Source organism: Novosphingobium sp., assembly GCF_024642085.1.
GTDB lineage: Bacteria > Pseudomonadota > Alphaproteobacteria > Sphingomonadales > Sphingomonadaceae > Novosphingobium.
Genome location: NZ_JAHEBV010000041.1, coordinates 1 through 14110, shown reverse-complemented (window position 1 = coordinate 14110; position 14110 = coordinate 1). Strand labels below are relative to the sequence as shown.

At 61.5% G+C, this 14110-nt stretch carries 16 protein-coding genes; 10 read left to right on the top strand and 6 right to left on the bottom strand.

Features of this window, described 5'->3' with window-relative positions; genetic code table 11:
• Window positions 1-95 precede the first annotated feature (95 nt).
• Entirely contained in the window at window positions 96-359 is a 264-nt protein-coding gene (locus tag Q0L62_RS12190) for a hypothetical protein (protein ID WP_296680158.1), read from the top strand.
• Here Q0L62_RS12190 and Q0L62_RS12185 read toward each other — a convergent pair.
• From Q0L62_RS12185 to Q0L62_RS12165, 5 genes are all read right to left on the bottom strand, one after another.
• Entirely contained in the window at window positions 340-1008 is a 669-nt protein-coding gene (locus Q0L62_RS12185; RefSeq protein WP_296680155.1) for a hypothetical protein, read from the bottom strand. The two genes, Q0L62_RS12190 and Q0L62_RS12185, sit on opposite strands and share 20 nt — an antisense overlap.
• A 43-nt stretch (window positions 1009-1051) precedes the next feature.
• Window positions 1052-1732 carry a spermidine synthase gene (locus Q0L62_RS12180; protein ID WP_296680153.1) on the bottom strand — a complete coding sequence of 227 codons (681 nt, stop codon included), beginning with the start codon at window positions 1730-1732 and terminating at the stop codon, window positions 1052-1054.
• Window positions 1729-3102, bottom strand: coding sequence for a class II 3-deoxy-7-phosphoheptulonate synthase (locus Q0L62_RS12175; RefSeq protein ID WP_296680150.1), 1374 nt, complete (start codon window positions 3100-3102; stop codon window positions 1729-1731). Before Q0L62_RS12175 ends, Q0L62_RS12180 begins: the two co-directional genes overlap by 4 nt.
• Window positions 3103-3220: 118 nt before the next feature.
• Window positions 3221-6151 carry a pitrilysin family protein gene (locus tag Q0L62_RS12170; RefSeq protein ID WP_296680148.1) on the bottom strand — a complete coding sequence of 977 codons (2931 nt, stop codon included), beginning with the start codon at window positions 6149-6151 and terminating at the stop codon, window positions 3221-3223.
• A gap of 49 nt (window positions 6152-6200) precedes the next feature.
• Window positions 6201-6695, bottom strand: a complete 495-nt coding sequence (locus Q0L62_RS12165) for an FKBP-type peptidyl-prolyl cis-trans isomerase (protein ID WP_296680145.1) — start codon at window positions 6693-6695, stop codon at window positions 6201-6203.
• Between the two features lie 86 nt (window positions 6696-6781).
• Between Q0L62_RS12165 and Q0L62_RS12160 the strand changes: the two genes are divergently transcribed.
• From Q0L62_RS12160 to miaB, 8 genes are all read left to right on the top strand, one after another.
• A complete protein-coding gene (locus Q0L62_RS12160; RefSeq protein ID WP_296680143.1) occupies window positions 6782-7357 on the top strand; it encodes a NifU family protein in 576 nt (191 codons plus the stop codon).
• 38 nt (window positions 7358-7395) lie between these two features.
• Window positions 7396-7989 carry a malonic semialdehyde reductase gene (locus tag Q0L62_RS12155; RefSeq protein WP_296680140.1) on the top strand — a complete coding sequence of 198 codons (594 nt, stop codon included), beginning with the start codon at window positions 7396-7398 and terminating at the stop codon, window positions 7987-7989.
• An 18-nt stretch (window positions 7990-8007) separates the two neighbouring features.
• On the top strand, window positions 8008-8628 hold the full coding sequence (gene tsaB, locus Q0L62_RS12150; protein WP_296680138.1) for a tRNA (adenosine(37)-N6)-threonylcarbamoyltransferase complex dimerization subunit type 1 TsaB: 621 nt from the start codon (window positions 8008-8010) through the stop codon (window positions 8626-8628).
• Window positions 8625-9086 (top strand): GNAT family N-acetyltransferase, encoded by a 462-nt coding sequence (locus Q0L62_RS12145; RefSeq protein WP_296680136.1) that lies wholly within the window; start codon window positions 8625-8627, stop codon window positions 9084-9086. Before tsaB ends, Q0L62_RS12145 begins: the two co-directional genes overlap by 4 nt.
• Window positions 9087-9253: 167 nt before the next feature.
• On the top strand, window positions 9254-9694 hold the full coding sequence (locus Q0L62_RS12140) for a MucR family transcriptional regulator (RefSeq protein ID WP_296680132.1): 441 nt from the start codon (window positions 9254-9256) through the stop codon (window positions 9692-9694).
• 101 nt (window positions 9695-9795) lie between these two features.
• Window positions 9796-10218: a Fur family transcriptional regulator gene (locus tag Q0L62_RS12135; protein WP_296680130.1), complete on the top strand. Its 423-nt coding sequence runs from the start codon at window positions 9796-9798 to the stop codon at window positions 10216-10218.
• Window positions 10219-10227: 9 nt separating this feature from the next.
• The gene (locus Q0L62_RS12130; RefSeq protein WP_296680127.1) at window positions 10228-10989 is read left to right on the top strand and encodes a 1-acyl-sn-glycerol-3-phosphate acyltransferase; all 762 of its coding nucleotides are present in this window, start codon (window positions 10228-10230) and stop codon (window positions 10987-10989) included.
• Between the two features lie 41 nt (window positions 10990-11030).
• Window positions 11031-12410: a tRNA (N6-isopentenyl adenosine(37)-C2)-methylthiotransferase MiaB gene (miaB, locus tag Q0L62_RS12125; RefSeq protein ID WP_296680124.1), complete on the top strand. Its 1380-nt coding sequence runs from the start codon at window positions 11031-11033 to the stop codon at window positions 12408-12410.
• Here miaB and Q0L62_RS12120 read toward each other — a convergent pair.
• On the bottom strand, window positions 12404-12877 hold the full coding sequence (locus Q0L62_RS12120; RefSeq protein WP_296680121.1) for an RcnB family protein: 474 nt from the start codon (window positions 12875-12877) through the stop codon (window positions 12404-12406). The two genes, miaB and Q0L62_RS12120, sit on opposite strands and share 7 nt — an antisense overlap.
• 259 nt (window positions 12878-13136) lie before the next feature.
• Between Q0L62_RS12120 and Q0L62_RS12115 the strand changes: the two genes are divergently transcribed.
• Window positions 13137-14110: PhoH family protein (locus Q0L62_RS12115; RefSeq protein ID WP_296680119.1), on the top strand; the 974-nt coding region annotated here is incomplete at its 3' end.

Sequence of the window (14110 nt, the reverse complement as noted above, 5' to 3'; positions counted from 1 at the left end):
ACAAAGGGATCGACTTTGCTGCTGCCGTAAGACCGCTTGACCGGTTGAGACGACCGACAGATAGTAGTGCGCGGATACGAAAAGAGGCACGCGTCATGAAAACGGTTCTTGTGATCTTCGCGGCGCTTTACGGGCTCGCCCTGGCCTTGCTGGCGGTTTCCACCTTTGGACTCTTCGGTCAGGAAAAAGACCCGCTTGGTGCGGTATTCCTGATGCCGCTGGGCCTGCCCTGGAACATCATCGCCGACAAGCTGGGGCTGACCGGCGTCCTGACGGCGATACTGGCCCCGGCCATCAACCTTGCCGCACTGTACGCGATTATGCGCGCACGGCGCAGGGTCATGCCGAAAGCAGGCTGATTATCAGGCCAACGTAAAACGTTCCTTTGAGAAACGTCGCCAGGCTGACCAGGATCGCGCGGGTACGCGATATCGTCAGATGCAGGTGGAGCCATACGGTCTGCAAAGCCAGATACCAGACGATTCCGATCACAAGTACGCCGGCTCCCGCGGCGAAGGCCTGGACCGTTCCCGTCCGCATCAGAATGCCTGCGCCCGACACCAAAATGGCAAACAGCGCCCCCAGGTAGCACTGGCTGAAAAACGGCTCGCGCAGGGTCTTGCGGTCCAGCGGCGCTTCGCTGCGCTTGACCATGCCGACGGCGTAAACCATCGGATATATGCTGAACACCAACAGGCGGAAAGCCAGCAATGTCTCTTCCGAATTGGCGAACAGCTTGCTGAACACCCCGTTGGCGGAACCCGATTTCTGCCCCAGAGCCAGTTCGACGCCGTGGCAGATCAGAATGCTGAGGATCAGGAAGACAGGCGGGCTTAGAGTGTCGGTATACTGTTCTTCAACCGCATCATCCTGTTCGCGGTCGGAATAATCGATCATTTCCTGCGGGTGGCGCAAAACGCGAAGCAGTGTGCGGGGATAGAATACCAGCCAGGTCATGACTTCATACAGCAGGTCTTCAATTGACCGGATCAGTCCGAAAAAGCCCATCGCATCCTCCCCATGGGACAAAATGACCGCAAAACGAAAGGGTTTACGTCCGCGCGAACCATATGACGTGGCGCGGGCCCTTGCCCTTGCCGTCCTTGCCCACGCGGGCCCGGACTTCAACTTCTTCGACCTCGAAACCGACATCGCCCAGACGGCGGGTGAAGCGGGGATCGGGAAAGGCCGACCAGACCGCAAGCACGCCGCCCGGTGTAAGGGCCCGGCGCGCATTGTGCAGTCCGCTTTTGGAATAAATGCGGTTGTTGTCGGCGCGAACCAGCCCATCTGGACCGTTGTCGACATCAAGCAGGATTGCGTCGAACGGATCGGGCGCAAGCAACATGGCATCGGCAACGTCGTCCATCACCAGCCGCACGCGCGGATCGTCAAGGCAGCCGGCGGCAACACCCGCCATCGGTCCGCGCGCCCACTGGATGATTTCGGGTACCAGTTCGGCCACAGTAACATGGCTGTGCTTGTCCAGCCGGGCCAGCGCCGCCCGCAGGGTAAAGCCCATGCCATATCCGCCAATGAGCAGGTGGGGGCTGCGCACCCCGGTCAAGCGGTCAAGGGTAAGATTGGCCAGCGCTTCTTCCGAACCGCGCATCCGCGTGCTCATCAGCTCGTTATGGCCCATCACGACCATGAAATCGCGGTCATGGGCAAACAGCTTCAGCTCTTCACCGCCTGGAACCTGCGCCGTGCCGAGCAGTTGCCGGGTTATCACGCTGCGCGCTGGGCGCGGTCAACCGCCTCGGCGTTGAGCATGTCGGCCAGCAGGAACGCCAGCTCGATCGACTGCGCCGCGTTGAGCCGGGGATCGCAATGGGTGTGATAACGGTCAGCCAGTGCGGCATCCGAAATCGCCACGGCTCCGCCCACGCACTCGGTCACGTCCTGGCCGGTCATCTCGATATGGATCCCGCCGGCATGGGTGCCTTCGGCGCGATGGACGGAAAAGAACCCGCGCACTTCGCGCAGGATCCGGTCAAACGGACGGGTCTTGTAGCCGCTGTCCGCCTTGATCACGTTGCCGTGCATCGGATCGCACGACCACACCACCGGATGCCCTTCGCGCTTTACCGCGCGGACCAGCGGGGCAAGTCCGGCCTCAACCTTTTCATCACCGAAGCGCGCGATCAGCGTAATGCGTCCTGCTTCCCGTCCCGGATTGAGCACATCAAGCTGGCGTAACAGTTCGTCCGGAGCGAGCGACGGTCCGCACTTGAAGCCCAGCGGATTGCCCACGCCGCGCAGAAACTCGACATGCGCCGATCCTTCAAACCGGGTCCGGTCACCGATCCACAACATGTGCGCGCTGGTATCGTACCAGTCACCGGTCAGAGAATCCTGCCGCGTCATTGCCTGTTCGTAGGCCAGGTGGAGAGCTTCGTGGCTGGTGTAGAAACTGGTGCCCTGCAATTGCGGCACGGTGCGCGGATCAATCCCGCAGGCTTCCATGAAGTCCAGCGCCTCGCCAATCCGGTTCGACACTTCCTCAAACCGGGTCGCCCAAGGGCTGCGGTCCATGAAATCAAGTGTCCACTGATGGACCTGGCGCAGGTTGGCATAACCGCCGGTCGAAAAGGCACGCAGCAGATTAAGCGTCGCGGCCGACTGCGAATAGCCTTGCAGAAGACGCTGCGGATCGGGAATCCGCGCCTCGGGCGTGAAATCGATGCCGTTGATATTGTCACCCAGATAACTGGGCAGTTCGACCCCGTCGATCACCTCCACCGGGGAGGAACGGGGTTTTGAAAACTGGCCGGCCATGCGGCCAACCTTGATTACCGGCTGCTTGCTGGCAAAGGTCAGGACCACAGCCATCTGCAGCAGCACGCGAAATGTGTCGCGGATATTGTTGGGATGAAACTCGGCAAAACTTTCGGCGCAGTCTCCGCCCTGCAGCAAAAACCCCTTGCCGGCCGCCACTTCTGCAAGATCGGCTTTCAGCGCGCGGGCCTCGCCCGCAAAAACCAGCGGAGGAAAGCTTGTCAGGGTGTCCGTCACCTTGGCCAGGGCCGCAGCATCAGGGTACGACGGCAGATGCCGCGCCTCTTTCGCCGTCCAGGTTTCAGGATTCCAGCTACTGTTCACGTCACGCGCTCCATCAGATTGGCCGCGCGCCATAGCCCGCAGGCGGCCCGAATGCAAAGAGTGAAAAGCCGATCACTGTTACCGCGCAACATTCTTACAGACGGCACTATTGCATGAATTAACGTCCGGCGCCGCTTTCAAATCCCTTGGGCAATTCGGTCGCCAGCTTTTGTCCCGCCGGGATCACCGCGACCCGCCAGCTGTTGCTGCGTGTCAGGTATTTGGCGGCCAGCGCCTGCATTGCAGCCGGGGTGGTCTGGGTCATGTCGGGCAGCAGGGTCCCCAGCGCGGCAAAACGGCGCGGATCGTCCGTCGCCCCTTCCAGCTGGTTCATGAAAAACGCACTGGCAGTGGCGGCGCGCGACAATTGCTGCTTCAGCGGTTCGGTCACGCGGGCCAGCTCGTCCGCCGTGGGCGGCGCCGTGATCAGTTCATGCGCGATTTCATCTGCAGTGGCGAAGAAAATTGGCACGGCCTTGGGCTGCAATTGTGCCAGGGCGATGATCGCCCCGCCGTTCTCACGGTCACGCGGCCATGAATTATAGACCTGCGGCGAATAGCTTTCGCCCAGCTTTTCGCGCAGCCTTTCAAGCAACCGGTTGGAAAACAGCTGCGAGAGGATTTCCAGCTGGCGCCCTTCGGACAGCTTGATCATTCCGCCTGCGGTTGGCCACTGCACGACCGCAGCTGCCTGGGTGGGATCGCCGCGGTGCTCAAGCACGACCGGCTGCACCGTTGGGGTCAATTCAGGGAAAGCCGCATTGGCTACTTCGCGGGGCAATTCAGTCCGCCGCGGCAAGGCACCAAACGTTTTTTCCAGCGCAGTCACGGCAGCATTACGGTCAAAATCGCCATAGAGCTGCACTTCGATTGGGCCCTGGCTCAGGATCGGTTCCCACACCTGCCTGAAACCGGCCGGGGTCGCTGCGTCCATTTCCTGCGGGGTCGGGGTGCGGAAGCGTGCATCGCGCCCGTGCTGCAGGAATGTCAGATCGCGCTGGATCACGCCCTGCGGTGACGTGGCCATGCTTTCATACTGCAACTTGGCCGCCGCCTTGGCGCGCAGCACCGGATTGACGTCCCATTTGGGCATCGCCAGCTTGGCAGCGAACAGATAGAGCTGGTCGGCCAGATCGGCATTGCGGGTATCGGCGGAAAACTTGAACACGGTGTCGTCGATTTCGAAATCGAAACCCATCTTGCGCCCGGTCGAAATCCGGTCGAGCTCTTCCTGGCCCAGCGTGCCGACGCCCGATCCCACGAGCGCCATTTCGCCCAGCGAGATATAGGCCGCGTCACCCGGCTGAAACGCGCGGTAGCCGGCGCCAAAGCGCACTTTGACCGACAGGCGGCCTGGTTCGTTGGCAGAAGGGAAAAGCAGCGCGCGCACGCCGTTCGACAGCTCGATCTGCTCGATCTCGGGCACAATGGTCGGCGTGGAAACAGCCAGTTTGCCAGGCGTGCCGATTGGCGGGAGCGTGGAAAAGGAAATGGGCTTGGCATCCAGACGTGCATTGCCATCCGCCTTGACCGGGGCGGCAAGGGCCAGCCTTACTGCCGCAGCCTCCGCCTCACCCGCCTTGGGCGTGACATAGACGCCGCGCGTCACCACGCCTTTGAACAGGGCGCGGGTGTGATCCAGCACGGCGGCCGGCGTGAACAGCGGTCGCGACGAATTGAAGATCGACAGCACGGTTTCAGGCGATGCGACGGTTTCACGAATATCAAGCGCCGCAACAATATCGTCAGCAAGGCGCGATCCCGGCTGCAGACGGCTCTGCTCGACGCTGCTTTCGAAAGCGACGTTCATTTCGGCAACTTCGCGGTCGATTTCTTCCTGGGTAGGAGCACTGGCCATCGCGTCGGCCAGAACGGCGCGCACATCCGCCGCGGCGGTTTTCCAGTCTTCGCTCAGCGGGGTGACGGAAACGAAGGTCGCATTGGCGCTGCGGCTGATCTTCTCCTGCTGGACCTGCGCCGTCAGGAACGATCCGCCACTGCGCGCGCGCGCTTCCAAGCGGCGGTTGATGATCGCCTGGGATAACGAATCGATCATGATCCCCTGGTTGTAGGCAATTGTATCGTTGACCTTGCGCCATGGCCGCAGCACCGCATAGGTCAGATTGCGGGGCACGTCTGGTTCAACCACAACGCGCGTTTCGCCAATCGCCGCGGCGCCGCTACCAGCGGGCGCTGCAGGGTCCCCGAAAGATGGTGCCGGTGCCGGGGCACCGGTGCCCTTCCAACTGCCGAACCACGTTTTAACCAAAGCTGCAAGCTGCGCCGGTTCGGCATCGCCAACCACGATGATGACGGCGTTTTCCGGCCGGTACCAGCGCGCATGAAAGGCCCGGACTGATGCCTGGTTGGCAGCCCGAAGCGTCTCTGTCGTGCCGATGACCGGGCGCGCGCCCAATCGCTGACCGGCAAACAGCGTTTGCTGGGTTGCCTCGGATATCCGTTCGGCAGGTCCTGAATTATCACGCTTTTCCGCCAACACGATCGGCACGTCCGTGCGAACACCTGTCTCGCTCAGTGTCGGGGCGATCATCATTCCCGATAGCAGGCGAAAACTTTCGGTCAGCGATTGCGGGGTGGCGCTGGGCAGGTCGAGCTTGAAGGTGGTTGATACCGGGCTAGTCTGCGCATTGGTGTCACTGCCAAAAGTTGCGCCCAGACGCTGGAACGCGGCGATCGCCTGGCCATCGCCGAGATATTTCGACTGGCGGAAAACCATGTGCTCAAGAAGATGGGCATAGCCTTTTTCGTTATCGCTTTCGTAAAGCGATCCGGCATCGATCCGTACCCGGATCGAAACCTGGCCCGGCGGCACACCGTTGTTGCGCACGGCATAGCGCAGTCCGTTGGGCAGTTCGCCGAACGTCCATTCCTTGTCGCGGGGCACATCGCTGCCGCGGTACAGCCAGGCTTCGTCCCTGGCCGAGGCTGCGGGGGGCGTTGCAGGCTTTGCCAGGACCGGCTGGGAAACCAGCACGGCGGCACAGACAAACGAGGCGATGGAGCACGCAGTGCGAAACGTCAGACGCATTTCGCTGCTATAGGAAGGCCTTTGCTGACTGGCCAGTGAATAGACGCGGTTAGCTGGCCGCCTTGGCCGCCACAAGCTGGACCTGGAACACCAGATCGGCATTGGCAGGTATCGGGCCGGTGCCCTTGGCGCCGTAGCCCAGCCTGGCGGGAATGCAGAACCTGTAGATCGATCCCTCGTTCATTAGTGCGAGGCCTTCCGAAAAGCCGGGGATCACGCCCTTCATCGGAAAGGATGCATCCATCCCCTGATCAAACACCTCGCCCGTCAGGGCAAGGTACCCGATATAATGCACCGTCACGGTTGCATCGCCCACAGGCAGAGGTCCGGACGTGGGGCGCAGCGCGCGATAACCAAGCCCCGACGCGGTGCGTGCCGTGCACAGCCGCTGCGCCGGCGGGATGATCTGCTTTAGCGGCAGAGCAATCACCTGGGGCTGGATCGCCGGGCGCGCGGTTTTGGCCAACACCGGCGAAACGGCCACAGCGGCAAGCAGGGTAGAGCACAAGGCGAAACGGGCGGAAGGGGCAATCGTGCGTGTCATGGTGCGCTCTATACGGCGCTGAACCGGCGCTGACCAGCGGGCTTAGCCCTTGACCCGCACCCTTCTCCTCCTACATGCCGAAGATCATGTTTATAGAAACCGAAACCACGCCAAATCCTGCCACGCTCAAGTTCCTCCCCGGCGAGGAGGTTATGTATGCCGGCACGCGCGAGTTTCGTGACGAGGTTGAAGCGGCCACATCGCCGCTTGCGGCCACGCTGTTCGACCTTGGCGATGTGACCGGCGTGTTCTTCGGCCGCGATTTCATTTCGGTAACGGCTGCCCCAGGGGTCGACTGGTCGGCGCTCAAACCGCAGGTAGTAGCCCTGCTGCTTGATCATTTTGTGACCGGCACCCCGCTATTCACCCCGGGAAATGCAGCCGGCATCGCCGTCCCGCCCGAGGACGAGGATTTTGGCGATGATCCCGCTGACGCCGATGTGGTCGCCCAAATCCGCGAACTTATCGAAACCCGGGTCCGTCCGGCAGTGGCCAACGATGGCGGAGACATCGTCTATCGCGGATTTCGCGAAGGTGTGGTCTTCCTGACCATGCAAGGCGCCTGTGCCGGCTGCCCGTCTTCGTCCGCGACGCTGAAACATGGGATAGAAAGCCTGCTCAAGCACTACGTGCCTGAAGTCACCGAAGTCCGCGCTGCCTGAGGCAGGCACCCGTCCCCCCACCTCGACCAAGGATTGCCATGCCCCAGCCGCTTGACGACGCCGCGCTTGACCAGCTGTTCCGCAGCGCACGGACTTACAACGGCTATCTTGATCAGCCGGTAGGCAACGACCAGTTGGTGGCGATCTGGGATCTGATGAAAATGGGCCCGACCAGCGCCAACATGCTGCCGGCCCGAATTGTCTGGTGCACCAGCCCGGATGCAAAGCAGAAGCTGGGCGAGCTTTGCGCCCCGGCCAACAAGGACAAGGTTCTGGCCGCACCGGTAACCGCGATCATCGGCATGGACATCGATTACCACGAGAATCTGCCGTGGCTGTTCCCGCACGCCGATGCCAAATCATGGTTCGATGGCAACGTGCCGCTGCGCGAAGTCAGCGCGATGCGCAATTCATCCCTTCAAGGCGCCTATTTCATTTTGGCGGCGCGCGCGCTGGGCCTGGATACCGGACCAATGTCAGGCTTCAACAACGACGCAGTAGATCAAGCGTTCTTCGCCGAAACCCCGGCGGTCAAATCGAACTTTATCTCGACGCTTGGTTACGGCGATCCGTCCACCATTTTCGAGCGCAGCCCCCGCCCCGATTTCGATGTCTTCAATCGCATCGCCTGACGCGCTAAACCGGCGCCGATGCGCACCCTGGTAATCGACTGCGCGACCGAGGCCTGTTCGGTCGCCTTGTTTGAAGGCGAAATCCTCATCGCCGGGGAATGCCGTCGGCTGGGGCGCGGTCATGCCGAGGCATTGGTCCCGATGATCGGCGCCCTTCCGGGCGGGGGACGGGCAGACCGGATCGCTGCAGCGCTGGGTCCGGGCAGTTTTACCGGAGTGCGGGTCGGACTGGCAGCAGCGCGCGCGCTTGCGTTTGCCTGGCAGGCAGAGCTGGTCGGCTACCCCACCCTGGCCCTGATTGCTGCGATGGCCCGCGCTGAAGCCGGCAACCAAGCTGTAACAGCAGTAACCACCGGCGGTCACGGTGAATGGTTTGTCGAACTGTTCGATGCAGCCGGTACGACCATAACACCGCTGGCTTCGCTCAGTCCCCGGGACGCAGCGCAGCGTGAAGGCGGGTCTGTTGCAGCAGGTAGCCAGGCAGAAGCACTGGTCGCGCTGCGCGGATCGGGCACGGCGCTACCGATCTGGCCCGATGCGCGGGCTTTTGGCGCATTGCCCGCAGCAAGCCTGATGACCGATACCGCGCCGCTCTATGGCCGCGCGCCCGACGCGCGGCTCCCAGGCGCATCTGCATGACGACCAGGGGCGATGACCTGGATCGGATCATGGCCATAATGGATGCTGCCTTTGATCCGGCGTTTGGCGAGGCGTGGAACCGCCGGCAAGTGGAAGATGCCCTCCTGATGGGCAATTGCTACTATGGCTTACTTGACGGTTTCTGCTCGAAACCTGCCGACGATGCCGAGGCGGCTGGCTTCTTCCTGTCGCGGCATGGTTTTGACGAGGAGGAGCTGCTGCTTCTCGCGGTCGACCCGCGATTTCGCCGCCGCGGCATAGGTCGGGCTTTAATGAACCAATTTGCTGCATATGCGAAGTCGCGTGGAGCAAATCGCCTTCTGTTGGAAATGCGCAGCGGAAACCCGGCTGAATTACTTTATCGTGACTTGGGTTTTCGCCCAATAGGTAAAAGAATCAATTATTACCGCAGTGCCGACGGCACACGCATCGACGCACTGACATTCGCTTGCGATTGACCGCTGCATGCCGATTGCATGATAGCTTCAAATTATTTTCTACCTGATAGTGTCATTGCACTTGTGGCGCTTAGTTAAAATGCTTATCGCAAGTTAGCTCCAAGGATTGCGACCCAACGGGCCAAAAAAATATAGAACCGGTAGAAACTTTAGGAAGGGATTTGGTCATGGAAGAAAGCCAGGCCGATACAAAGGAAATGCTGATCACGCTGACGTCGGACATTGTAGCCGCACATGTCAGCAACAACAGCGTCGGTGTCGATGAACTCGCCAATCTGATCAGCAACGTTTACGGTGCATTGGCTAGCTTGGGCGGTTCTGCTGCAGTTGAGGAAAAGATGCCTGAACCAGCGGTTTCGATCCGCGCGTCGATCAAACCTGATTACATTGTCTGCCTTGAAGATGGCAAGAAGCTCAAGATGCTGAAACGGCACTTGATGACTCACTATAACCTGACTCCTGATCAGTATCGCGCGCGCTGGAACCTGCCCGCAGACTATCCGATGGTTGCTCCCAACTATGCCGAAAAGCGTCGTGATCTGGCGATGAAGATCGGACTGGGCCGCAAGCCTGGTCAAAAGCGCGGGCGCAAACCAAAGGCTGCCTAAGCGCGGCGGGCAATATCCTGCCCCGCCATTGAAGAATCGTCCCGCGGCTCTATGCTTTGCGGGACGTTTCTTTTTTTTCGGCGATCCCACCGGAGTTTCACTTGCATCAGGCCATCGATATCGAAGCCCTCTGCGCTCAGCGCGGCCTGCGGATTACCGAACAGCGCCGCGTAATCGCAAAGGTGTTGTCGGAAGCGACCGACCATCCGGACGTCGAGGCGCTTCACGAACGCGCCTCCGCGATTGATCCAAAAATCTCTATCGCCACAGTCTATCGTACTGTGCGGCTGTTCGAAGAGGCGGGAATTCTTGATCGCCATGATTTCGGCGATGGCCGCTCGCGCTACGAAGCCGCGCCCGAGGCACACCATGATCACCTGATCGACGTGGAAAGCGGCAAGGTGATCGAATTCGTCGATCCCGAACTGGAAGCGCTGCAGCGTCAGATAGCCGAAAAGCTGGGCTACCGACTGGTCGATCACCGAATGGAGCTGTACGGTGTGCGTTTGGGCCGTGAGGATTAAGGCAGGCCGATGACAACTGCCCTGGCCATGCCGCGGCAATTATCGCTCAGGGCGTGGGCACGGGTCACCCTGCGCCTGGCTGGAATGATCGGCCTGCTGCTGGCTTGCATTCCGCTTTATTATGCGTGGAAGCTGCTGCGTTTTGCCAATCCCTGGCCGCGCATTTTTCTGGGCGGGATAACCCGTATTGCCGGCGTGCGCACGACTGTCACCGGGCCGCGCCCGCGCGGGCCGGTGTTCATGCTGGCAAACCACGTCAGCTGGATTGACGTGCCCGCGCTCAGTCAGGTTACCGGAACCGCTTTTGTCGGTCATGACGGACTGGCATCCATGCCTGTGCTCGAATGGCTTTGCCGGATGAACGATACAGTGTTCATCGCCCGCCACGACCGCGCCAGCGTGGCCGAACAGGTCAACCAGGTGCGCCACGCCTTGGCCGATATGCACGCGCTGACAATTTTCCCTGAAGGTACGACCAGCGATGGGACCGGGCTGCTGCCGTTCAAAAGCTCGCTGCTTTCAGCGTTCGAACCATTTCCTGCGGGAATAGCAGTACAGCCGGTAATGCTCGACTATGGTGCTGAAGCTGCACAGATCGCCTGGGTCGGCGAAGAACATGGGCTCGACAACTTCCTGCGTATCCTCGCGCGGCGCCGCCCGGTTCGCTTGACCGTGGCCTTTCAGCCGGCGCTGACCGGAGAACAACTGTCCAGCCGCAAGACCATTGCGGCCGCCGGCCGTGACGCCATTATGAAAGCCTTGGCGGGTTAACGCTTCAATTCTGCGCAATTTTGTCCTATCGGGCGCGTCCCATGCCCCCTGCATCGCCCCCCAAGACCTACCGCGTCAAAAGCTTCGGCTGCCAGATGAACGTCTATGATGGCGAGCGCATGGCAGAATTGTTGGACGCGCAGGGTATAAGTCCTGCCGCTGACGGCGAACAGGCCGACCTGGTAGTGCTCAACACCTGCCACATTCGGGAAAAAGCATCGGAAAAAGTCTATTCCGACATCGGACGCATTGGCAAGGACTGGTCTCGCAAAGACGGCAGCGCACCGCTGATCGCGGTCGCCGGGTGCGTCGCCCAGGCCGAGGGTGAAGAAATCATGGCACGAGCGCCCGCCGTTTCCATGGTGGTCGGTCCGCAAGCCTATCACCGTTTGCCCGGCATGATTGCCGATGCAGTAGATGGCCGCCGCTCAGTCGATACCGACATGCCAGCCCAGACCAAGTTTGCTGCCCTTCCGGCGCGGCGCAAGGTTGCTCCAGGCGCGTTTCTGACCGTGCAGGAAGGCTGCGACAAGTTCTGCACCTATTGCGTGGTCCCCTATACGCGAGGAGCGGAAATATCGCGTCCGTTCAGCGATTTGACTGACGAAGCGCGGCGGTTGGTCGATGCCGGTGCGCGCGAAATCACGCTGCTGGGCCAGAACGTCAACGCCTGGCGCGATGCTGATGGGCGCGGCCTTGAAATGCTGATCGAAGTGCTGGCCGCAATGCCTGAACTGGCGCGGATCCGCTATACCACCAGTCATCCCAACGACATGACCGACGGACTGATCGCCGCGCACCGTGACATCGACAAGTTGATGCCGTTCCTGCACCTGCCGGTCCAGGCAGGCAATGACCGCGTGCTGAAGGCGATGAACCGGAGCCACACGGCGGACAGTTACTTGCGCGTGCTGGATAAGGTCCGGGCCGCGCGGCCCGACATTGCCCTGTCAGGCGATTTCATCGTCGGCTTCCCCGGCGAAACCGATGCCGAGTTCGAAGATACGATAAAGCTGGTTGATCGGGTCGGCTATGCCCAATGCTTCAGCTTCAAGTATTCTCCCCGGCCCGGCACGCCGGCGGCGGCGATGGACAACCAGATCGCAGCGGCAGTCATGGATAAACGCCTCCAGCGCCTGCAAGCGGCGATAAATGCAGGCCAGCTGGCCTTCAACACAGCATCGGTAGGGAAGCGCTGCGAAGTGCTGGTCGAACGCCGGGGCAAGTTGGAAGGTCAGTGGCTGGGCAAGTCGCCGTGGTTGCAATCGGTCCACTTTGCCGGCGACGCGGCGATCGGCGACCTGGTCGAAGTGGAACTGATTGAAGCGGGCGGCAACTCGCTGTCGGGCCGGCTGATCGGCAAGACGCCCCGGCCGGATCATCCGGGCCAGGGCGCACTAGCAGTTCAGCAAAATCAGTAGAACAAACGGTCGTAAACCCGCAGCACCCGTCCGGTGCGGGCGTTGATCAGCAGCACGTCATTACCGTAACGAACATAACGGGTGCCGACGGCCGCGCGCGGCAAGCGGTAGGTATAAGGATCGTTTATCGTGTAGCGCCCGGCATAGAACGCCGGGTTCAGACCGACTCCAACGCGTACCGGGCTGTAACGATAGCCATGCGGCGCTGACCATGCGCCCTTGCGAAATGCGGACTGGTGCTTGCTGCGATATTCGCGCCAGTCCTCGTTGTATTCGCGGCGATCTTCACGCACTTCCTGACGATCTTCGCGGGCTTCGCGGTAATCGCCGCGGCGCAGGTCCTGGCGGACTTCGCGCTGGCCCTGGCGCACTTCGTGGCGGTCCCTGCGCAGTTCGGCGGTCTGGGCCGAAGCGGTGACTGGGACAAGGACGGTAGCCGCAATGGCGGCAGCGATGAACTTGCGCATGAGGGTACTCCTGAAACGATCGCCGGTTGGTGGCGACAGGGCATTTCTGGCGCCCTGAGACTGAACCGGCCTGATATGTCCGCGTCAGATTCGAGACATATTAGTCGCACTTTGTCGCAGTCCGTCGCGCCAGCGGGTGGCCGGGCGCGTTTTCCACTGCCCGCATGCCCTGCCTCGCTTGCAAGGCGGCAGCACAGGCCTATCTTTCGAATCAGGGCCGCGTCCGGCCCGGCACGAAAGGAGCGCCACAAAAGCGCCTATGGCTCGAAAACCTGCCCGCGCCTGGCATGAGGCGCCGACCCGTTCCGCCCCCTCCAAGGCCCGCGCGGAACTCGAGTTCGAAGAAGCGACCGTGCTCGGCGCCTTGTTCGGGCAATTCGACGCCAATCTGGTCCTGATCGAAAACCGGCTGGGCGTGTTCATTTCCGCCCGCGGCAACCGTGCGGTGATCGAAGGGCCCGAAGACAATGTCGCCCGCGCCCGCGACGTGCTGCGCACCATGCACCAGCGCCTGATGCGGGGCGAGGAACTGGACCCAGGCGCGGTTGAATCGATCATCCTGATGTCGGCCGAACCGACACTGGAAGGGATCGTTTCGGGCGACGACGGCGCTCCGCCGATCATGATCCGCACGCGCAAGAAAACCATCGTGCCGCGCAGCGCGATGCAGATCGAATACATGCGTGCGCTGGCCAGCAAGGATGTGATCTTCGCCCTGGGCCCGGCCGGCACCGGCAAGACCTATGTCGCTGTGGCGCAAGCGGTTGCGCAGCTGATCACCGGCAGCGTTCAACGTCTGATCCTGTCGCGCCCGGCGGTCGAGGCCGGTGAACGGCTTGGATTCCTGCCCGGCGACATGAAGGAAAAGGTCGATCCATACCTCCGCCCGCTCTATGACGCGCTGTATGATTGCATGCCGCCCGAACAGGTCGAACGGCGCATCGCCAGCGGCGAGATCGAGATTGCCCCGATCGCCTTTATGCGCGGGCGGACCCTGGCCGATGCCTTTGTCATCCTGGACGAGGCGCAGAACACCACGCGCGAACAGATGAAGATGTTCCTGACCCGTTTCGGCATGAACAGCCGCATGGTCGTGTGCGGCGATCCCAAGCAGGTCGATATCCCCGGCGGTCCGGCGATGAGCGGGCTTAACGATGCGGTTGGCCGGCTTGAAGGCGTTGACGGCATCGCGATCACGCGCTTTTCGGTTGCCGATGTGGTCCGTCACCCCAT